Below are 19,931 nucleotides of genomic sequence, written 5' to 3' on the forward strand. Positions count from 1 at the left end.
GTGTGGGGCGTGACTGCGTCATGCGTGGCTGTGTAAACCGTTGGCCTCGCCGGGTGCGCGGCTGATAGCAACAACGTCATGGATGACCTCGAACAGCTCCTCGCCGAGCGCGCCTGTGAACGGCTCGTCCTCGACTTCGTCCGCCGGCTCGACCTCGGTGAACCCGGCACGGTCGCCGAGCTGTTCGCCGAGGACGGCACCTGGGAGTGGCCGGAGGGCGAGCGGGTCGTGAAGGGGCGCGAGGCACTGCGGGACTACTTCGACGGGCGCCCCGCGGACCGGCTCTCGCGCCGCGTGATGACCAACATCCTCGTCACCGTGGACTCCCCGACGACGGCCACCGCCACCTCGTACTTCACGACCTACCGCGTCGACGGTCACACCGGCGGCATGGTCCCGGCCGGGCCTCCAGTCCAGGTCGGGCACTACGAGGACACCTTCCGCAAGACCGGCGACCGCTGGCTGCTCGCCTCCCGGACACTGTTCCTGCCGTTCGGCGGGCCGACGCCCCGCCAGTGACCACCCGGGAGCTTGTTTCGCCCCCGAATGGTCACCCCCGACCGACACTTTGAGCCGCTTCTCACCGTCAGTCGGTGCCGGCCGTGACCGGCTCCCAGCGGGCGTACTCGTCCATCAGCTCGGCGAAGCGGCCCCGCACCATCTCCAGGCCGGCGGTGGCCACCGCGAGGTGAAGCGGGGGCTCGTCGATGCCCGTGATGTCGGCGACGGCCGCCATGGACTTGACGAGGTCGCCCCGAACCGCCTCCTTGTCGAATTCGACCATGGCGGCGTAGGAGGGCGCGTAGGCGGGGATGGACGTGGCGGGGAGCTTCGCACTGGTCCCGAAGCTGGTGTTGTAGCCCGCGGGCTCGACCAGGGTGACGTGGATGCCCAGCGGGCCGACCTCCTTGGCCAGCCCCTCGGTCAAGTTCTGTACGGCGCTCTTCGAGGCGCAGTACACGGCCATCGTGGGCAGGCTGACGTGGCCACCCATGGAGCCGATGTTGATGATGTGGCCGGAGCCACGTTCCCGCATGTGCGGGAGCACGGCCTGGATCACCTGGACGAGGCCCACCACGTTGGTCTCGAACTGGTCGCGCAGCTGGCCGGGGCTGATTTCCTCGACCGCGCCGAGCTGTCCGTAGCCGGCGGCGTTGACGAGGGCGTCGATGGCGCCGAAGCGGTCGATCGCCTCCTTGACGGCCTGCTCGATGCCGGCGACGTCGGTGACGTCGAGGCGTGTGACCAGGACGTCGGCGAGGTCGGCGAAGGCCGGGTTGGCCTTGGCCGTGTCACGCATGGTGGCCACGACGTTCCAGCCGCGCCGGGCGTACTCGAAGGTGATCGCCTCGCCCATGCCGGTCGAGGCGCCTGTGATCAGAACGGTCTTGCGCATGATGCCCTCTCTCGTGGCGTGGTTCTTCACCCAGCCACTAAACAGAATCTACAAAACATGTATAGCACGCTCACTCGGTATGGTGTGTATATGGCAGCGACCCGTGGGGACACCCAACGCCGTGAGCAGGTACTTGCGGCGGCACTGACCGTTTTCGCTACGTTCGGTTACCGCAAGACGTCGATGGACGCGGTGGCTCAGGCGGCGGACATCTCCCGTCCCGGCCTGTACTTCCTCTTCTCCGGCAAGGCGGAGCTGTTCCGCGAGACCATGCGGCAGGCGTTGGACGAGGCCCTGGGCGACGTCCGCACGGCGCTGGCCGCGCCCGATGCGGACCTGGGCGCGCGTCTGGTGGCCGCGCTCGACGCCAATCTGGGCCGGTACGTGGGCACGCACATCAACGAAGGTGTCGACGACCTGCTGGAGCACGGCACAGCACAGCTCCAGAGCATGTACGACGACTACCGGGCCGCCTTCCTCAGCGCGCTCACGGAGGCCGTCGCCACCTCCGGCCGGCCCACCGGAAGCGTCACACCACGGCAGATCGCCGAGGTCCTGAACGCCGCCGCCGAGGGTTGGAAGCACCGCGTCGCCGACCGTCCGGCATTCGTCGACAGGCTCACCATGGCCGTCGACGTCGCACTGCGCCCCTAGGTTCTGTCGTCAAGCGTCACGCCCCGTGGCCTCGGACGGCAGACGGGCTGGAGATGGCCGGTCAACGGCCGTGGGCCGCGTAGTCCAGCCCCTCCCCGTACGGCATGGTGCGACCCTCCCCGTACGCCTTCTCGTACGCCGCGTCACCGATCTCCTCGCGGACGCGGACTTCGTGGTGGCGGCGCGCGGCAATGAGGTCGGGTGAGTCCATCTGGGCGCGTCCGGTGAGTGCCCAGACGCTCTCGCCGATGCCGAGGAGACGGGCCGCGCGGTGGCCGTCCCCGGCCGCGACGACCCCGGCGGCGAGGATGTCGAGGGCCATGGCCGCGCCGACGGTGTTGTGCAGCAGGCCGTGCCCGGCCAGGGCGGTACGGGCGTTGCCGACCGCCGCGCCGATGTCGCCACGGGCCAGGTCCGCCTGGGCCACGATCCCGTCGGCGAAGGCGCCCGCCCACGACTCGCCGCACGCCACACTAGCCTCGCGCACCTCCTCGGCCACGACACGCGCCCGCTCGTGGTCGCCCCGCAGCATGTGGGTGAAGGCGAGCGCCACGCGGACCTGGAGCTGGGCGGCCCCGAGCCCGTCCGGCCGGATGGGCAGCCGGGGGGTGGCGGACAGCACGTCGATCGCCTCGGACAGCTTGCCGCTCAGGGCCAGTTGACCGCCGGTGACGTACACGGCGGCCACCACCGCCACCGGATCGCCCTGCTCCCGCGCCGCGTCGGCGCAGCGCACCGCCCAGTCCGCGGCGACCTCCAGATCGCCCTGGAGCAGTGCCACCGCGCCGCGCGTCCACAATGCGCGGGTGCGGTCGGGGCCCGGCACCGGATCGGTGGCGAGCGCCTGGTCGAGGCAGTGCTGGGCGTCGCGCAGATAGCCGCAGTGCCGCCAGAGGAAGCCGACGTCGGCCGCCATTTCCAGGGCGACGCGTCCGTCGGGTTCGGTGAGCGCGCAGTCCATGGCGGCGCGGAGGTTGGCGTGTTCGGTGAGGGTGCGCTCGCACCACGCGACCTGCCGTCCGGTGTTCCACTCGGCGCAGCCCTCGCGGGCCAGCCGCCGGTAGTGGTCGCGGTGGCGCAGCCGTACGGCGTGTTCCTCGCCGAGTGCACGCAGCCAGTCGGCGCCGAACTCCCGTACGGTGTCGAGGAGTCGGTAGCGCACCGGATCGCTTCGGTGGCGCCGCACGATCGACTGCTCGACAAGCCGGGCGAGCAGTCCGGCGATCCGCCCGGCGGGCAGCGGGCCACCCGCGCAGACCTCCTCGGCCGCGCTCACACAGAAGCCGCCCGCGAACACCGAGAGGCGGGCCCACAGCAGCCGTTCCAGCGGTGCGCACAGTTCGTGGCTCCAGCCGATGGCCGTGCGCAGTGTCTGGTGGCGCGGCGGTCCTTCGCCTTCGCGCGCGGCGAGCAGGTCGAGCCGGGACGGCAGGCGTTCGCCGAGGCGGCCGTGCAGCTGGGCCAGCGAGAGCTCGGCGAGCCGGACGGCGGCGAGTTCGATGGCGAGCGGGATGCCGTCGAGGCGGCGGCACACGGCTTCCACCGTGCCGCGGTTGGTGTCGTCGAGCGTGAATCCGGTGTCGGCGGCCCGGTCGGCGAACAGGGCCACCGCGTCGTCGGCGACCGGCAGCGGGTCCAGGCACAGCACGCGCTCGCCCGGCAGGCCGAGCTGCTCCCGGCTGGTGACGAGGATGCGCAGCCCCGGCAGGACCGGCAGCAGCGCCTCGGCCAAGGCCACACAGTCCGCGAGGACGTGCTCGCAGGAGTCGAGGACCAGCAACAGCCGCTTGCCCTTGGCCCATTCGGCGACCACCTCGGTGACCGGACCCGTCGACTGGTCCGCGAGCCGCAGCGCCTCGACGACGGCCAGGCCGACCAGGCCGGCGGTGTGCAGCGGGGAGAGCTCCACCAGCCACACGCCATCGGGGTACGCGTCCCGGACCCGGCCCGCGGCCCGCAGGGCGAGCCGGGTCTTGCCGACCCCACCGACCCCGACGAGACTCACCAGCCGGTCGATCCCGACCCCGGGATCCAACTCCTCGTCCAACCAGCCGAGTTCATTCCGCCGCCCGACGAAACTTCGTGTCTCCGGGGGCAGATTGCCGGGCCGTCCAGCGGTCGTCTTGTCGGACACACCGACCAGTCTGACCGGATCACGCTTCCGCGTTGCCCGCTCCGGCAACTCGGACAGAAAGGCCGCAGCACCCCGTCACTTCCGGGCACCTTTCGACGAGATGCGATCAACTCCCTGTTGGTGACGGTGGGGAGGGCGAAATTCGGAGATTGTCGGGTGATGGGCGAGAGGGAGCAGGGGGAACGGATGGCCGCCAGGGGCGGAGGCGGTGACGGTGGGAGCGACCCGACGGCGGGCAGCCGTGGGAATGACCTGATCGCGAGCAGCCGCGGGGACGATCCGACCGCGAGCAGCCGCGAGGGCGACCTGACCGCGAGCAGCCGCGGAGACAACCTGACCGCGGGTGCCGGGAGGCAGGTGCGGTGGCCGGTGCCGGCGCTGCCTGTGCTGGTGCTGGTGCCGCTGGTGGCCTGTCTGGCGATCGCTGTGCCGGATCTGCTCTTCGACCGGGTGCCGCCGCTCATCATGCTGCTGCTCATCGGCCCGCTGCTGGCCTGCGTCAGGCTGGGCGTCCGGCACACCGTCCTGGTCTGCTGCTGGTCCGCGGTACTGGGCCTCGCGATGGGGCTCGGTGACGGCACCGTGCGGACCTTCGCGTTCGGCGTCCACTGGAGCGGGCTACTGCTGGGCTGCGCGCTCACCGTGTACGCGGCCCGGCAGCGCGAGCGGCTCGTCGCGGCACTCGCCCAGGCCCGCGAGGTCGCCCGGATCACCCAGGAGGCGATCCTGCGGCCCATCTCCCGCACCCTGGGCGGCACTCAGGTGTCCACCCGCTACCACTGCGCCGCCCGCGAGTCGACGGTCGGCGGCGACCTGTACGACGTGGCGGTGACACCGTACGGGCTGCGCGTGCTCGTCGGCGACGTACGCGGTCACGGCCTCGACGCCCTCCGGCTGACCGCCGACACCATCGCCGGCTTCCGCGAACTCGCCTACACGGCACCCGACTTGACGACCCTCGTCGGCAGTCTCGACGCTCGCCTCACCCCGGAGCTGGGCCCCGAGGACTTCGTCACCGCCGTGCTCGCCGAGTTCGCGCCCGGCGAGGTCCGGCTGGTCAACTGCGGCCACCCGGCACCACTGCGCTCCGGCCACCGCATCGAACTCCTCGAACCCCTGGTTCCCACGCCCCCGTTGGGACTGCGCCCCGTCCCGCGCCAGTACCGCGTACGACTCCAGCCCGGCGACCGGCTCCTCCTCTACACCGACGGCCTGACCGAGGCCCGCGACCCGGAGGGCGCCCCCTTCCCCCTCCTCGGCGAGGCCGCGCTCGCCCTGCGCGAACCCCTCCCCGACGAGGCCCTGCACGCCCTGTACACCCGCCTGATCAACCACACCGGCACAGCACTCGCCGACGACCTCGCCCTGGTCCTGTGCCAGCCGGTGGAGACGACCGTGCCGGTACGCGTGCCGTGAAGCACAGCTCTGCTCTGCTCTGCTCTGATCTGCTCTGCTCCTGCTCCTGCTCCTGCTCCTGCTCCTGCTCCTGCTCCGTGAAGCCGAAGCAGCCTAGGAGTGCAGCAGCGTACGGATCAGTTCCTCGGCGTCGCCCAGGAGTTGGACCTCGCGCACGCTCATGGTCGGATTGACGGCGCGCCGGGCCCTCGCCTCCGCCAGCCCGTCCTCCGTCATGTACGCCGCGTTGCCGTCGAGCATCGCGGCGAGCGTCTCGTGCGCCACCTCCGCGTGTGGCTCGTCCCCGACGGCCACCTGGGCGAGGATCACGGCGGACGTACCCCAGTCCAGGCCGGGCGGGCCCTCCTCGGCGTTGGCCCAGTCGATGACCTTCGGGCCGTCCGGGGTGAGCATCACGTTGTCGGGGTGCAGGTCCAGGTGCAGGACGCGGACGGCGGGGTCGGCGGAGACCCGGGCGGGCACGGCGTGCAGGGTGCGCAGCAGCCGGGCGAGGGTGAGGCCGGCCTCCTCGGCGGAGAACAGTCCCGCGCCGAACGCCTCCAGCATGGTCGGCCCGGACAGCCGCTCCATCACCAGGTCGGTCCGGGTCGCCGCCCGCACGCCCGGCACCGGATAGCCGTGCCCTCGTACGTGTTCCATGACCGCGGCCTCGGCGGTGGCGTCGCCCCATCCTTCGCGGTCCCGGCGCAGGACCCACGCCTCGTCGATCTCGTAGACGTCCGCGGAACGCCCCGAGCCGAGCAGTTTCCCCATACGTCCCGCTCCCCGCCCTGTTCCCCGCCCTGTTCGCATGCGCCGAACCTAGCCGTACGCACACCCGGCCTCACAGGCGGCTCTCAGGGGCTTCCCTACGGGCCGGTAGAGTGAGCGCGTCGTCATCACACCCGTACGGGGGGAAGCCGGTGCAAATCCGGCGCTGACCCGCAACCGTGAATCACCTGCCAGGTGGTGAGCCGGATCGCCTCGCCCGGGACGTGACCGGCTCGTGCCGTCGGCAGCCCGCCGACGGCCGGCACCGTCGAGGTATACGGAGCCGGAGCCGCTCGGGCCAAGTCTGCGCCCGGTGCTGCCCGGCTCCCCAGGGGAGAGTCATGATTGTTCGCCGCAGCGCCGCGGTACTGGCCGCCACCGCCGTGATCGGCACGGCCTTCGCACCGGCCGCCCTCGCGGCGGACTCGTCCCCGTCCCCCTCCGCGTCCCAGGCGATCCCGTCGGGCCTGTACGGCTCCACCGACCCCACCTACGACGGTGTCTGGCGGCAGTCACTCGCGCTGCTCGCCCAGGACACCGTGGGCGTCAAGCCCGCGGCGAAGGCCGTCGACTGGCTGACCGGGCAGCAGTGTGCGAGCGGGGCGTTCGCGCCGTACCGCGCCGACGCGACCGCGAAGTGCGACGCCAAGACGATGGTCGACACGAACAACACGGCCGCCGCCGTGCAGGCCCTGGCCGCACTCGGCGGGCACGACACCGAGACGGGCAAGGCCGTGGCATGGCTGAAGTCCGTGCAGAACAAGGACGGCGGCTGGGGGTACGTCGCGGGCGGGGCCAGCGACGCCAACTCGACGTCCGTGGTGATCGGCGCGCTCGCGGCGGCCGGGGAGAAGCCCGCGAACGTCTCCCAGGGCGGCAAGTCGCCGTACGACGCACTCGTGACGCTGTCCATCGCGTGCGAGGGCGAGGGCAGCGGCGGCGGGTTCGCGTTCCAGCCCGACAAGAAGGGCAAGCTGGCGGCGAACGCGGACGCCACGGCGGCCGCGGTCCTCGGCTCCCTCGGCAAGGGGTTCGTGACGACGCACGGGAAGACCTCGACGTCCGGTTATGTGTGCGGCGCCACGGAGAAGCTCACGCCGGCGGAGGCTGCCCGCAACGGCGCCTCCTACCTCTCCAACGCCCTCAACGGCACCCCGTACCTGAAGTCGGCGATGCCCGGCGCCAAGGACCAGCCCGACTACGGAAACACCGCCGACGCGGTCGTCGCGCTCGCCTCCGACGGCTGGACCGAGGACACCCAGAAGCCCCTCGCCTGGCTGGAGAAGAACTACGGCGCCTGGGCGGCGAAGGCCGGACCGGCCGCGTACGCCCAGCTGATCTTCGCCGCCCACGCCACCGGCACCGACCCGCGCGACTTCGGCGGCGCGGACCTCGTCAAGCAGCTCGGCGCGACCGGTCCGGCGACGGACGCGTCCGACCACTCGGCCGCCGCGAGCGACGAGAAGAAGGACGAGAAGAAGAAGGACGACGACAAGGGACTCGGCGTCTGGTGGATCGTCGGCGTCGGTCTCGTCGCGGGCATCGGCATCGGCTTCCTGATCAGCGGCCGCAACAAGAAGCAGCAGCTGTGATACGCCGCCGTCGGACGCCCGCGCCGGCCCTGGCTCCGAGTCGTGCCGTGACCCTGAGTCTTGCCTTGGCCCTGCTGCTCCTCGTACTCGGCGGGGCGGGGCAGGCCCAGGCGGTCGGCTACCGCTACTGGTCCTTCTGGGACCTGACCGGCGGGAAGTGGACGTACGCCACCCAGGGCCCGTCCACCGCGCGGCCGTCCGACGGCGACGTCGAGGGCTTCCGCTTCGCGATCAGCGAGGACTCCCAGCACGCCGTACAGCCGCGCGGAAACCGGGACTTCGCCTCGATCTGCGCCAAGACGCCCGCCCAGCAGGGCAAGAAGCGCGTGGCCCTGGTCATCGACTTCGGTACGCCCACGGACGCACCGTCCGGCGAAACCCCGCCCACCCCGCGCACGGCCTGCGCGAGCGTCCCCTCGGACGCCCGCGCACGGCCTGCGCGAGCGTCCCCTCGGACGCGACCACGGCCGAAGCCCTGGCCTCGGTCGCGAAGCCCCTCCGCTACGACACCAACGCCCTCCTGTGCGCCATTGCCGGCTACCCCCAGACAGGCTGCGGCGACCAGGTGACCAAGCCGACGAATGCCACCGCCCACCCCCACCAGACCAAGCCGGCCCACCACGGCCCATCAGTAGGCCTGCTGGCAGGTGCGGCGGCGGTAGCCCTCCTGGGCGCCGCAGCAATCTGGCAGGCCCGCCGCAACCGGCGCTGAGGCAGGGGTGACCCCAATGACACCGGCCGACCCCGACCGCCCAGCCTTGACGCCGACGCCGACGCCGCCTCCCGCTGCTGCTGTGGGCAATCGTCCCGCAGGGCGGGACGGGTGGGCACAGCCACCAACGCCGGGTGCCGTCCCAGCCCAACGCCCACCGCACCGCCGCACCCGCACCCGCACCCGCACCCGCACGCCGGAGGCAACCCGCACCAACTCCCTCCACCCCGGCGCCTGGTGGATCTGGGCCCTGGGCCTGGGAACAGCCGCCTCCCGCACCACGAACCCCCTCCTCCTAGCCCTCCTCATCGGCGTAGCCGGCTACGTGGTGGCCGCCCGCCGGACCACCGCCCCCTGGGCCCACTCCTACACCGCCTTCGTGAAACTCGGCGTCACCGTCCTGGCCATCCGCCTGGCCTTCGCCGTCTTCCTCGGCTCCCCAATCCCCGGCACCCACGTCATCGTCACGCTCCCGGAAGCCCCTCTCCCCCACTGGGCCCAAGGCATCCGCATCGGCAGCCGCGTCACCGCCGAAGGCCTCGTCTTCGCTCTGTACGACGGCCTGAAACTGGCCACGCTCCTGATCTGCGTAGGCGCGGCGAACGCCCTCGCCAACCCGGCCCGTCTGCTGAAGTCACTCCCCGGCGCGCTGTACGAGGCAGGCGTGGCGGTGGTCGTCGCGCTGACCTTCGCCCCGAACCTGATCGCGGACGTCCAGCGCCTGCGTGCCGCACGGCGCCTGCGCGGCCGCCCGGACAAGGGCCTGCGCGGCCTGCTGCACGTCGGACTCCCGGTCCTGGAGGGCGCGTTGGAGCGCTCGGTCGCCCTCGCGGCGGCGATGGACGCGCGCGGCTACGGCCGCACGGCCGAGGTCCTGCCCACCGTCCGCCGCACCACCGCCGTACTGACGCTGGGCGGCCTGCTCGGCGTCTGCGCGGGCACGTACGGACTGCTGACCGAGGAGGGCGGCAGCTACGGCCTGCCCGTGCTGCTGGCCGGGCTGGCCGCGGCGCTCGGCGGCCTGTGGCTCGGCGGCCGGCGCTCACTGCGGACGCGGTACCGCCCGGACGCGTGGGGCGCACGGGCCTGGCTGGTGGCGGGCTCGGGCGTGGCCGTGGCGTCGCTGATGGTGGCCGCCGCCTCGTACGACCCCGTCGCGCTGCGCCCCGGCGTCGTCCCGCTCGTGGCCCCCACCCTCCCGCTCTGGCCCGCGGCGGCGATCCTCCTCGGCCTCCTCCCCGCCTTCGTAGCCCCGGCGCCGCAGCGACCCCGGACCCCCGCGCACCCCTCACCCCTTAAGGAGCCCTCATGATCCGCTTCGAGGATGTCTCCGTGACGTACGACGGAGCGGCCGAACCCACCGTCCAGGGCGTGGACTTCGAGGTCCCGGAGGGTGAACTGGTCCTCCTGGTCGGCCCGTCGGGCGTCGGCAAGTCGACCGTCCTCGGCGCGGTGAGCGGACTCGTCCCGCACTTCACCGGCGGCACACTCCGCGGCCGGGTCACGGTCGCCGGACGCGACACCCGCACCCACAAGCCGCGCGAACTCGCCGACGTGGTGGGCACGGTGGGCCAGGACCCGCTGTCCCACTTCGTGACGGACACGGTGGAGGACGAACTCGCGTACGGCATGGAGTCGTTGGGCCTCGCGCCGGACGTGATGCGCCGCCGTGTGGAGGAAACCCTGGACCTGCTGGGCCTGGCGGATCTCCGCGACCGCCCGATCGCGACCCTGTCCGGCGGCCAGCAGCAGCGCGTGGCCATCGGCTCGGTCCTGACCCCGCACCCCAAGGTCCTGGTCCTCGACGAGCCCACGTCGGCCCTGGACCCGGCCGCCGCGGAGGAGGTCCTCGCCATCCTCCAACGCCTCGTCCACGACCTCGGCACCACCGTCCTCATGGCCGAGCACCGCCTGGAACGCGTCATCCAGTACGCCGACCAGGTCGCCCTCCTGCCTTCCCCGGGAGCCGCGCCGACCCTCGGCACCCCGTCCGAGATCATGTCCGTCTCCCCGGTGTACCCCCCGGTGGTCGGCCTGGGCCGCCTGGCCGGCTGGTCCCCACTCCCGCTCACGGTGCGCGACGCACGGCGAAGGGCGGGCACGCTGCGGGACCGTTTGGCCGAGGCAGCACGGGAAGCCCCCGCCTCTCCGACCCCTCCTTCTCTCCCCGAACCCCCGTCACCCCCAGTACCCCCCTCACCCCCCGTACTCTCACGCCCCGCCTCCCCCCTCGCCCGCCTCCTCCGCAAGCGCACCCCCGACACCACCTCCCAGGCACCCGCACCTCACACGGCCGAGGTCACCTCCCTCGCCGTGCGGCGCGGCCCGGTCGAGGCGCTCCGCCGGATCGACCTCACCGTCGCCCCCGGCGAGACGATCGCGCTGATGGGCCGGAACGGAGCCGGAAAATCCACCCTGCTCGGCGCCCTGGTCGGGCTGGTCGAGCCCGCCGCCGGATCGGTACGGGTCGGCGGCGCCGTACCGCACCGGACGGCGCCCCCGGAACTCGTACGACGCGTGGGCCTCGTACCGCAGGAACCACGGGATCTGCTGTACGCGGACACGGTGGCCGCCGAGTGCGCGGCGGCCGACCGGGATGCCGGGGCGGCGGCCGGGACCTGCCGGGAGCTGGTGTCCGAGCTGCTGCCCGGGATCGGTGACGGGACACACCCCCGGGACCTGTCGGAGGGGCAGCGGCTGGCGCTCGCGCTGGCCGTCGTCCTGACGGCCCGCCCCCCGCTGCTGCTCCTCGACGAACCGACCCGCGGCCTCGACTACGCGGCGAAGGCCCGGCTGGTCACGGTCCTGCGCGACCTGGCCGCCGGGGGTCACGCCATCGTCCTGGCCACCCACGACGTGGAACTCGCCGCCGAGCTCGCCCACCGTGTCGTGATCCTCGCGGACGGTGAAGTCGTCGCCGACGGCCCGACCGCCGAGGTGGTCGTCGCGTCCCCGTCCTTCGCCCCGCAGGTCACGAAGGTGCTGGCCCCGCAGCCATGGCTGACCGTCACGCAGGTCGGGGAGGCGCTCTCATGAGGCCCCCCGAAGTCCCCACCCGCACAGAAGCCCCCGTAGAAGACCCCACCCGTATATACGCCCAGCCCCAGGCGCGAGCCATCCGGGCCATCCGCCTCGGCCCCCGCTCCATCGCCGCCCTCGTCCTCGTCAGCGCCACCGGTGTCGCCGGGTTCGCCTGGCCGCTCATCGCGGGACCGGGCTCCCAGGTCAGCGCCCACGCACAGGACGCCCCCTGGCTCTTCGCGGGGCTCCTGGTCCTGCTGGTCGGGGTCGTCGCCGCGACGATCTCCGAGTCGGGGCTCGGGCCGAAGGCGGTCGCCATGCTGGGCGTACTGGCCGCGACCGGGGCGGCCCTCCGCCCGATCGGGGCCGGGACCGCGGGCATCGAGCCGATGTTCTTCCTGATGGTGCTGAGCGGGCGGGTGCTGGGGCCGGGGTTCGGGTTCGTGCTCGGCTCGATCACCATGTTCGCGTCGGCGCTGCTCACGGGCGGGGTCGGGCCGTGGCTGCCGTTCCAGATGCTGTCGATGGGCTGGTTCACGATGGGCGCCGGGCTGCTGCCGGGCCCGGACCGGCTGCGGGGGCGCGCGGAGCTGGCGATGCTCGCGGCGTACGGCTTTCTCGCCGCCTTCGCCTACGGCACCGTCATGAACCTGGCCGGCTGGCCCTTCATGGACGCGCTGGCCTCGAACATCGCCTTCGACCCGCATGCCGCCCTCCCCGCCAACCTGGCCCGTTTCCTCGCGTACTGCCTGGCCACCTCGCTCGGCTGGGACCTGGGCCGGGCGGTCGTGACCGTCGTCCTGACCCTCACGCTCGGCGGAACCCTCCTCAAAGCACTGCGCCGGGCCACGCGCCGGGCGGCTTTCGAGGCCCCGGTCACCTTCGACCCCAGGTGATGTGCGGCCCGGGTCACACTCCTCGGTGACGCCGTGTGGGACGGTCGCGCACCGTGCGTCAGTCGCGGGGTGAAGCACCCCACAGGACCTAGGTCACATACGAGGCGGGCTAGTAGGACATAACGGACGCCATGTACGCATCAATCGGGGCCCTGACCTGCGGTTTGAGAGCCAGATCACACACGGGACTTTCTTCACGGATGCGACCACCACTAGTAAAAGGGGTGATTGCGGACAGACCCCCAGCGGTGTTTCTCTGGAGCAGTCGCCAGGCGCCACGAGCCCACCCGGGCCGCGGCGCCAACGTATGCCCCACACAAGCACCACGTGGATCCGGCACACATACGACTCCTTGTCCCCGAAGAAACAGGTTCTCCGTGTCCGTCTCTTTCATCAGCCGCGCCATCGCCTCCCCGAAGAAGGCCCTCGCTACCGCCGCCGTGGCCGCCGCCACCACCGGCATGGTGCTGACCGCGGCCCCCGCCCAGGCCGCCACCACCAGCACGGCCTCCTCCGCCCAGTCGATCGCGCACCAGATGATCCCGGACGCCGCGCAGTACAACGCCTTCAGCAACATCGTCGAGCACGAGAGCGGCTGGAACATCAGCGCCACCAACGCCTCCTCCGGCGCCTACGGCCTGGTCCAGGCCCTGCCCGGCTCGAAGATGGCCTCCGCCGGCGCCGACTGGAAGACCAACCCCAAGACCCAGATCAAGTGGGGCCTGGACTACATGAACTCCCGCTACGGCAGCCCGACCGGCGCCTGGAACTTCTGGCAGGCCAACGGCTGGTACTGACCGGCCCACAGCACGCACGAACGCGTGCTCCACAGCTTCCGCGAAGGCGGCGGCCCCTGATCCCCGGGGCCGCCGCCTTCGCCGTGCCCGCCGCCCCTATCGGCTGACGGCGTCGAACCACCGCACCACCTGCGGCGCCGACACCTGGAACGACCCAAAGTGGTCCACGTCCCCCTGATTGACCACGGTCACCGGCGCCCCCTCCCCATCCAGCTGCCGCGCACAGCTGCGCGCGTTCCCGATCGGTACGTCGGTGTCGGCGGCCCCCGCGTACAGCCGCACCGGCGCATCGGGCTTCCAGTCGCAGGTGTGATCGGCCGCACGCATGGCGTCCAGCAGACCGCCGCCGGGATGGCGCAGCCGCTCGTAGAAGGAGGGGGTGAGCAGCTCCTTCAGGGTCGACGGCAGCGCCGCGAGGATGTCCTCCTCTACGTGCGTCCCGTCGTACAGCCCCTCGACCCGGCTCGCGTACGGGGCACGGAAGGCCTCGGCCGGATCCTTATAGATGGGGTGCAGCCTGCTCTGCGCGACCAGCCAGTAAGAGATGTAGAGGACACCGCTCGCGTCGTTGACGCGGCCGTCGAAGAGCGCCGGGACCTCCTGACGCTCCAGGTCGTACGGCCCACTGACCGGCGCCACCGCCTTCAGCCGGAAGTGCCGGTCCGCCCCGCCTTCCAGCGCCCGCCCGAGCGCCATCGCGACCTGCCCGCCCTGCGAGAACCCGGTCGCGTACACATCACCGGTGAGCGGCCTGCCCAACCGCCCGGCGGCCGTCCGCGCCGCGCGCAGCATGTCGACCGAGGCGGTCACGGAGGAGTGGGTGTCCATGTACGGGTGGGTGCCGGGGCCCTTGCCGAGGCCCAGGTAGTCGGGCGCGGCCACGGCACGACCGGCGGAGGCGTTCATGTACGACGGAATCCGACCGAAGTCTTCCTCGGCCGAGGGCGCGTAATCGCGGTTGACCATGGTGCCGTGCGTGTCGGAGACGAGGTCGAGCCGGTGCTTGCCCCCGGTGGGGAGGGTGAGCAGACCACTGGCGGTGGTCGGCTTCCCGTACGGGTCGACGGTCCGGTAGGTCAGCCGGTACGACCGCACGCCGTACCGTACGACGTCCGTGGCCATGTCCCGCTCAGCGAGGAACGCCTTGACCTGCCCGGCGTCGTGGTCGGCCACGGGGGTGACGGAGACCAGCTCACCACGGAGGGTCTGTGTCCGCGCCCGCTCCCCGGCGGAGGCGACCGGCGCCACCGCGAGTCCCGCCAGTCCGGCGAGCAGCAGCGCCGCCGCTCCGGCGAGTCCCCGCCGCGCACGCCAACTGGTCCGTGTTTCATGTGCTTTGCGCGTCTCATCTCTCATGTCTGCGACGCTACGGATGCCCACCTCACCCGGACATCCGAGAGTCCCCCGGGCCCATGGTGGACTTGGGTCCACCCCGCCCATCCCGCTGACCGGAGGCCCCATGACCACCGAGACGGAGAAGCCGCCGTACGACCCCGAAGCGCGCGGACTGCGCCTGGTGGCCGTGCTGTTGGGGCTGACCGTGGTCAGCGGCCTGATCGACGCGGTGAGTTATCTGGGCCTCGGCCATGTCTTCACCGCGAACATGACCGGCAACGTGGTCGTCCTGGGCTTCGCCGCCGCCGGCGCACCAGGCTTCTCGGTCCCCCACACCCTGACCTCCCTGTGCTGCTTCCTGCTGGGCGCGGTGGCCGGGGGCCGCGTGGCGCTGCACCTGGGCGCCGGCTCCCGCCGGACCTGGGCACGCGTCACCCTCGCGACGGAGGCGCTCCTCGTGGGCATCTCGGCGGCCGTCGCCTTCACGGCGCCGGGCGCCACCGCAACGACGTACACACTCATCGCGTTGACGGCCTTCGCGATGGGCCTCCGCAACGCCACCGTCCGCAAGCTCGGCGTCACCGACCTGACGACCACGGTCCTGACGATGACCTTGACCGGCCTCGCCGCCGACTCACGCCTCGCTGGCAGCGGCTCCCACCCCCGTTCTCCCCGCCGCACGGCCTCCGTGTTCGCGATGCTCGCGGGCGCCCTGCTCGGGGCGTGGCTGGTGATCCACCATGGGCTGGGCATTCCGCTGCTGATCGCGGCGGTGATGGCGGGGGTGCTGGCGGTGGTGACGTCGGGGCGGGAGTGACCAAGAGACCGGACGACAACTACTCAGCGCACGCCGTGAGCGATGGGCGTCACACACCCCGATAGCTCCGCGTGGACGGTCGCGCACCGTGCGTCAGTCGCGGGGTGAAGCACCCCACAGGACCTAGGTCACATACGAGGCAGGCTAGTAGGACATAACGGACGCCATGTACGCATCAATCGGGCCCCTGACCTGCGGTTTGAGAGCCAGATCACACACGGGACTTTCTTCACGGATGCGACCACCACTAGTAAAAGGGGTGATTGCGGACAGACCCCCAGCGGTGTTTCTCTGGAGCAGTCGCCAGGCGCCACGAGCCCACCCGGGCCGCGGCGCCAACGTATGCCCCACCCAAGCACCACGTGGATCCGGCTTACCGCGACCGCCTTGTCCCCGAAGAAAAAGGTTCTCCGTGTCCGTCTCTTTCATCCGCCGCGCCGTCGCCTCCCCGAAGAAGGCCCTCGCTACCGCCGCCGTGGCCGCTGCCGCCACCGGCATGGTGCTGACCGCGGCTCCCGCCCAGGCCGCCACCACCAGCACGGCCTCCTCCGCCCAGTCGATCGCGCACCAGATGATCCCGGACGCCGCGCAGTTCAACGCCTTCAGCAACATCGTCGAGCACGAGAGCGGCTGGAACATCAGCGCCACCAACGCCTCCTCCGGCGCCTACGGCCTGGTCCAGGCCCTGCCCGGCTCGAAGATGGCCTCCGCCGGCGCCGACTGGAAGACCAACCCCAAGACCCAGATCAAGTGGGGCCTGGACTACATGAACTCCCGCTACGGCAGCCCGACCGGCGCCTGGAACTTCTGGCAGGCCAACGGCTGGTACTGACCAGCCTGAGCACCACCCCGCTCACCGAGCACCACCCCGCTCACGCCAAGGCGGCGGCCCCCCAACCCCGGGGCCGCCGCCTTCGCCGTGCCCGGCACCCGTGTCCCCACAGGTGCGCTTTCGTTCTTAGGGATGCACTTCTTAGATGCACGCCACTAAAAACGAGGTCGCCCCATGGCGCGACCGTCCCACCGCCACATCCCCAAGCCACCCCAGATCTTCGACCGGGACTGGGAGTGGAACGAGCTGACCGCCTTCGTCTCCGACGAGGAGCCAGGTCCACGCCTCGGAGTCGTGTCCGGACGCCGCCGCCGAGGGAAGAGCTTCCTGCTCGAAGCGCTGACCAAGGCGACAGGCGGCTTCTACTTCACTGCCGTCGAGGCAACCGCCGCCGAGTCCCTGAGGCTGATCGGCGAGGCGATCGGACGCTTCACCGACGCGCCCGTGCCGCCGCGCCCCCGGGACTGGAGTGAAGCCATGGAGCTCCTCTTCGACCTGGCCGCGCAGCGCCCCGTCACGATCGTCATCGACGAGTTTCCGTATCTGGTCCGGGGCGACGCATCGCTTCCCTCCCGGCTCCAGGCCACCTTGGGCGTCCGCGGCGGCCGTCATCTGCGTCGCCATCCGCGCCTTCTGCTGTGCGGCAGCGCGATGTCGTTCATGGGGGGACTGCTGTCCGGTACCTCGCCGCTGTACGGCCGCGCCGGACTCGACCTCGTCGTTCACTCCCTGGGATACCGGGAGGCGGCCTCGTTCTGGAACATCGACGACCCACGGCTCGCCGTCCTCACGCACGCCGTGGTCGGCGGCACCCCGGCCTACCGGCGGGAGTTCGTGGGCGACGACGTACCGGCGGGACTCGACGACTTCGACGACTGGGTGTGCCGCACGGTCCTCAATCCCGCCCGCCCTCTACAAGGCGAGGCCGAGTTCCTCCTCGCCGCCGAACCAGACGTACGCGACCGCGCGCTCTACCACTCCCTCCTGGCGGCAGTCGCAGCCGGCAACCACACCAGCGGCGGCATCGCAAGCGCCGTCGGCCGCAAGGCCACCGACACCTCCCAGCCACTGACCGTGCTCAAGCGGTGCGGTCTGCTGACCGTGGAGCCGGACGCCTTCCGCGGCAACCGCAGCGCGTACCGCATCGCCGAACCCCTGATCACGTTCCACCACGCGGTCGTACGCCCGAACCAGTCCCTGCTGACACAGCGGCGCAACCCGGCGGCAGCCTGGGCCACATCCCGGGACACGTTCCTCAGCAAAGTGGTCGGCCCCCACTTCGAGCACCTGTGCCGCGAGTGGGTCTCCCGGCATGCGGAACCCGACACCTTCGGCGGCCTGCCCATCGAGGTCGCCTCGGGAGCCGTCGTCGATACCGCCGCGCGCACCTCCCATGAAGTCGAAGTCGTCGTGCGCGGAGCGGTCGGCCAGGACCACGGCATCCTGCTGTCGATCGGCGAAGCCAAGTGGAACAAGATCATGGACGTACGCCACCTCGACCGCCTCCGCCACATCCTGGGGCTCCTCGCCGCCCGAGGCATCGACACAAGCCATGCCCGCCCCGCCTGCTACAGCGGCGTCGGCTTCAGCCCGGAACTGCACGCGGCCGCCGAGCGCGGTGAGGTGGTTCTCGTCGATCTGCGACGCCTGTACGGCGGGGGGTGAACTTCCGCCCCCCCGCCCGCCCGGTTCCCACGGTCCACAGCCCCAGTGGCGCTCAGCGACAACGGTCTGTCGCTCCGAGAGAACGACTCGACCGCGGCACGAGTGCGAGTGTTCCCCCACGTCCCCGCCGAGGGCTTGTCACCCCAGGTCAGGCCATGATCAACAGGCCGGGACGGCATACTCGCACGTCCAAGGGAGCAATCATGGGTTCACGTATGAAGCAGGTCAGGCTCGGCGCCTGCACCGTCGGCGCACTGGCCGTGGCCACCCTGGTGCTGAGCACCACGCCGGCCGCCGCGAGCGGCACCTACAGCGGTCGGGCCTACGTCTACGGCGCGTCGACCTACACCGACGACTGGAACGACGAGGGCATCGTGTCGACCGGCTCGAACACGACGTCCAACGCCACCTGCCTGTGGCAGAAGATCCTCTGGGCCGACGGCAAGCTCGCCTCATCCGGCATCGATGGCATCTTCGGTTCGGGCACTGCTGCCGCGACCAAGAATTGGCAGTCCGACTGGGGCCTGACGGCGGACGGTTCGGCCGGCCAGAACACCTGGACGGAAGCCGGCAACTGGCTGGACGACCTCGACAGCGACGGTGTGGTCGACTCGTACGTCGGCACAAGCCACGTCATCTCCGTGTCGCGCGACAGCGACGGCCGCTACGCCTTCTACGACGCCGGTGGCAGCAAGCGCCTCGCCGGCTACGACTACGAGACCTGCACCAGCTGACCGCTTGACGTCCGATCCACCACCGGCGCCCGTCCGGTAAGCCGGACGGGCCTCATGGTGTCTGCGGCGGTCACGTCGCGGGCGGTTCTGAGAAGACCATGAGATCCCTTGTGCTGCTCTACGCCACGGAGCAAAATCGGGCTCCGCGACGGCCGGAACAGGCCGGTCTCATGGGGGACTTGGGGCGTCCGCGCGATCGTTGGAGAAGTCACGGCGCCCACACGGGGGGCAGCCTTGATCACGGTGTACGACAGCACGGACATACCGACGGCCGCGCGGGTCGATGCGTGGAGCGACGTCATGAACCTCTCACTGGTGACCACGAGATTCGACCTACCGGATGCACCGTTCGGCGCCCGGCTGCGCACACTCCCGCTGGGCGCCGCGCAGTTGTCCGAGGTCTCGTACACAACCCTGCGAGGCCGGCGGACGCCGCGGCTGATACGGCAGTCCGACCCTGAGATGTACCAGCTGATCCTGGTACGCGGCGGACGCCAAAGGCTCGACCAGGCGAGGAACGAAGCATCGATCACCCCGGGCGACCTGGTGCTGTACGACAGCTCCCGCCCCTCCGACGCCACGGCGGCCGGACACCCCGGCAGGTCACGCTCTGTGATCCTGCGGTTCCCCAGGACGCTGCTCCCCCAGCCCGTCGACCGGGTCGCCTCGGTCCTGGCCACGCCGATCTCCGGCCGGAGCGGGGTAGGCCGACTGGTCGCCGTCCTCATGACGGAACTGGCGAAGAATCACCACGACTGCACGGCACAGGACCTGGCCCGGCTGGGCACCACCGCCCTCGACATCGTGACCACCCTGGTCGGACAGTGCCTCGGCCGGGAGACGGAGGCACCCGCGGAGGCCCGCGAAACCACGATGTTCCTGCGCGTCGTGTCCTTCATCCACACCCACCTCCCGTCACCGGAACTGAGCCCGGGTCTCATAGCCGCCGCCCACCAGCTCTCCCCGCGCTCCCTGCAACGGCTCTTCCAGCAGCAGGGGACCACAGTGACCGCCTTCATCCGGGAACAGCGCCTGGACCGCTGCCGCCGCGACCTCGCCGACCCCACACTCGGCGCTCTGGCCATCCACCGGATCGGCGCCCGCTGGGGCTATCCCCGCGCCGCCGACTTCACCCGCGCGTTCCGTGGCGCGACCGGGATGACACCGAGCGAGTACCGCG

The 19,931-nt window shown here is 71.5% G+C and carries 16 protein-coding genes, 2 pseudogenes and 1 riboswitch; of the genes and pseudogenes, 14 read left to right on the plus strand and 4 right to left on the minus strand.

Going from position 1 to position 19,931, the window contains the following annotated elements; translation table 11 throughout:
* Window positions 1–78: 78 nt before the first annotated feature.
* Window positions 79–519, plus strand: a complete 441-nt coding sequence (locus OG975_RS14450; protein ID WP_406329540.1) for a nuclear transport factor 2 family protein — start codon at window positions 79–81, stop codon at window positions 517–519.
* Between the two features lie 67 nt (window positions 520–586).
* Here OG975_RS14450 and OG975_RS14455 read toward each other — a convergent pair whose 3' ends face one another.
* Entirely contained in the window at window positions 587–1,396 is an 810-nt protein-coding gene (locus tag OG975_RS14455) for an SDR family NAD(P)-dependent oxidoreductase (protein WP_406329541.1), read from the minus strand.
* A 90-nt stretch (window positions 1,397–1,486) separates the two neighbouring features.
* Here OG975_RS14455 and OG975_RS14460 point away from each other — a divergent pair, with 90 nt between their 5' ends.
* Window positions 1,487–2,050 (plus strand): TetR/AcrR family transcriptional regulator, encoded by a 564-nt coding sequence (locus OG975_RS14460; RefSeq protein WP_406329543.1) that lies wholly within the window; start codon window positions 1,487–1,489, stop codon window positions 2,048–2,050.
* A 61-nt stretch (window positions 2,051–2,111) separates the two neighbouring features.
* On the opposite strand, the gene OG975_RS14465 is transcribed toward OG975_RS14460, so the two are convergent.
* Window positions 2,112–4,184: an ATP-binding protein gene (locus tag OG975_RS14465; protein ID WP_406329544.1), complete on the minus strand. Its 2,073-nt coding sequence runs from the start codon at window positions 4,182–4,184 to the stop codon at window positions 2,112–2,114.
* Window positions 4,185–4,370: 186 nt separating this feature from the next.
* Between OG975_RS14465 and OG975_RS14470 the strand changes: the two genes are divergently transcribed.
* Window positions 4,371–5,600 carry a PP2C family protein-serine/threonine phosphatase gene (locus tag OG975_RS14470; protein ID WP_406329545.1) on the plus strand — a complete coding sequence of 410 codons (1,230 nt, stop codon included), beginning with the start codon at window positions 4,371–4,373 and terminating at the stop codon, window positions 5,598–5,600.
* A gap of 93 nt (window positions 5,601–5,693) precedes the next feature.
* Here OG975_RS14470 and OG975_RS14475 read toward each other — a convergent pair whose 3' ends face one another.
* Window positions 5,694–6,353 (minus strand): phosphotransferase family protein, encoded by a 660-nt coding sequence (locus OG975_RS14475; protein WP_406329546.1) that lies wholly within the window; start codon window positions 6,351–6,353, stop codon window positions 5,694–5,696.
* An 82-nt stretch (window positions 6,354–6,435) separates the two neighbouring features.
* A riboswitch (cobalamin riboswitch) is annotated at window positions 6,436–6,586 on the plus strand.
* A 105-nt stretch (window positions 6,587–6,691) separates the two neighbouring features.
* Between OG975_RS14475 and OG975_RS14480 the strand changes: the two genes are divergently transcribed.
* The 6 genes and pseudogenes from OG975_RS14480 to OG975_RS14505 all read left to right on the plus strand — a co-directional run bounded on the left by OG975_RS14480 (window position 6,692) and on the right by OG975_RS14505 (window position 13,368).
* Complete coding sequence (locus OG975_RS14480; RefSeq protein ID WP_406329547.1) at window positions 6,692–7,942, plus strand: prenyltransferase/squalene oxidase repeat-containing protein; 1,251 nt, start codon at window positions 6,692–6,694, stop codon at window positions 7,940–7,942.
* Window positions 7,943–7,971: 29 nt separating this feature from the next.
* Window positions 7,972–8,654 (plus strand): annotated as a pseudogene (locus tag OG975_RS14485) (SCO2322 family protein).
* 16 nt (window positions 8,655–8,670) lie between these two features.
* Window positions 8,671–9,966, plus strand: a complete 1,296-nt coding sequence (locus OG975_RS14490) for an energy-coupling factor transporter transmembrane component T (RefSeq protein ID WP_406329549.1) — start codon at window positions 8,671–8,673, stop codon at window positions 9,964–9,966.
* Entirely contained in the window at window positions 9,963–11,690 is a 1,728-nt protein-coding gene (locus OG975_RS14495; RefSeq protein WP_406329550.1) for an ABC transporter ATP-binding protein, read from the plus strand. The genes OG975_RS14490 and OG975_RS14495 overlap by 4 nt, the downstream gene beginning before the upstream one ends.
* Entirely contained in the window at window positions 11,687–12,571 is an 885-nt protein-coding gene (locus OG975_RS14500) for an ECF transporter S component (protein WP_406329551.1), read from the plus strand. Before OG975_RS14495 ends, OG975_RS14500 begins: the two co-directional genes overlap by 4 nt.
* Before the next feature lie 377 nt (window positions 12,572–12,948).
* Window positions 12,949–13,368: a transglycosylase SLT domain-containing protein gene (locus OG975_RS14505; RefSeq protein WP_406329552.1), complete on the plus strand. Its 420-nt coding sequence runs from the start codon at window positions 12,949–12,951 to the stop codon at window positions 13,366–13,368.
* A 96-nt stretch (window positions 13,369–13,464) separates the two neighbouring features.
* On the opposite strand, the gene OG975_RS14510 is transcribed toward OG975_RS14505, so the two are convergent.
* Window positions 13,465–14,724, minus strand: a complete 1,260-nt coding sequence (locus OG975_RS14510) for an alpha/beta hydrolase family protein (RefSeq protein WP_406329553.1) — start codon at window positions 14,722–14,724, stop codon at window positions 13,465–13,467.
* Between the two features lie 103 nt (window positions 14,725–14,827).
* Between OG975_RS14510 and OG975_RS14515 the strand changes: the two genes are divergently transcribed.
* From OG975_RS14515 to OG975_RS14535, 5 genes and pseudogenes are all read left to right on the plus strand, one after another.
* Window positions 14,828–15,520, plus strand: coding sequence for a YoaK family protein (locus OG975_RS14515; RefSeq protein WP_406329554.1), 693 nt, complete (start codon window positions 14,828–14,830; stop codon window positions 15,518–15,520).
* Between the two features lie 412 nt (window positions 15,521–15,932).
* A complete protein-coding gene (locus tag OG975_RS14520; protein WP_406329555.1) occupies window positions 15,933–16,352 on the plus strand; it encodes a transglycosylase SLT domain-containing protein in 420 nt (139 codons plus the stop codon).
* Window positions 16,353–16,526: 174 nt separating this feature from the next.
* Window positions 16,527–18,017, plus strand: a complete 1,491-nt coding sequence (locus OG975_RS14525; protein WP_406329556.1) for an ATP-binding protein — start codon at window positions 16,527–16,529, stop codon at window positions 18,015–18,017.
* Window positions 18,018–18,220: 203 nt separating this feature from the next.
* The gene (locus OG975_RS14530) at window positions 18,221–18,751 is read left to right on the plus strand and encodes a peptidoglycan-binding protein (protein WP_406329558.1); all 531 of its coding nucleotides are present in this window, start codon (window positions 18,221–18,223) and stop codon (window positions 18,749–18,751) included.
* Window positions 18,752–19,051: 300 nt separating this feature from the next.
* Window positions 19,052–19,921: pseudogene (locus OG975_RS14535) on the plus strand (helix-turn-helix domain-containing protein); the annotation flags it as partial.
* Between the last annotated feature and the right edge of the window lie 10 nt (window positions 19,922–19,931).

Origin of the sequence: Streptomyces sp. NBC_00203 (assembly GCF_045206325.1) — a bacterium.
Lineage (GTDB): Bacteria > Actinomycetota > Actinomycetes > Streptomycetales > Streptomycetaceae > Streptomyces > Streptomyces lutosisoli.

Excerpts from the sequence above, each read along its gene's own strand:
- OG975_RS14450 (WP_406329540.1), top strand. The coding sequence starts at position 79 with ATGGATGACCTCGAACAGCTCCTCGCCGAGCGCGCCTGTGAACGGCTC.
- OG975_RS14455 (WP_406329541.1), bottom strand. The coding sequence starts at position 1,396 with ATGCGCAAGACCGTTCTGATCACAGGCGCCTCGACCGGCATGGGCGAG.
- OG975_RS14460 (WP_406329543.1), top strand. The coding sequence starts at position 1,487 with ATGGCAGCGACCCGTGGGGACACCCAACGCCGTGAGCAGGTACTTGCG.
- OG975_RS14470 (WP_406329545.1), top strand. The coding sequence starts at position 4,371 with ATGGCCGCCAGGGGCGGAGGCGGTGACGGTGGGAGCGACCCGACGGCG.
- OG975_RS14475 (WP_406329546.1), bottom strand. The coding sequence starts at position 6,353 with ATGGGGAAACTGCTCGGCTCGGGGCGTTCCGCGGACGTCTACGAGATC.
- OG975_RS14480 (WP_406329547.1), top strand. The coding sequence starts at position 6,692 with ATGATTGTTCGCCGCAGCGCCGCGGTACTGGCCGCCACCGCCGTGATC.
- OG975_RS14490 (WP_406329549.1), top strand. The coding sequence starts at position 8,671 with ATGACACCGGCCGACCCCGACCGCCCAGCCTTGACGCCGACGCCGACG.
- OG975_RS14495 (WP_406329550.1), top strand. The coding sequence starts at position 9,963 with ATGATCCGCTTCGAGGATGTCTCCGTGACGTACGACGGAGCGGCCGAA.
- OG975_RS14500 (WP_406329551.1), top strand. The coding sequence starts at position 11,687 with ATGAGGCCCCCCGAAGTCCCCACCCGCACAGAAGCCCCCGTAGAAGAC.
- OG975_RS14510 (WP_406329553.1), bottom strand. The coding sequence starts at position 14,724 with ATGAGAGATGAGACGCGCAAAGCACATGAAACACGGACCAGTTGGCGT.
- OG975_RS14515 (WP_406329554.1), top strand. The coding sequence starts at position 14,828 with ATGACCACCGAGACGGAGAAGCCGCCGTACGACCCCGAAGCGCGCGGA.
- OG975_RS14525 (WP_406329556.1), top strand. The coding sequence starts at position 16,527 with ATGGCGCGACCGTCCCACCGCCACATCCCCAAGCCACCCCAGATCTTC.
- OG975_RS14530 (WP_406329558.1), top strand. The coding sequence starts at position 18,221 with ATGGGTTCACGTATGAAGCAGGTCAGGCTCGGCGCCTGCACCGTCGGC.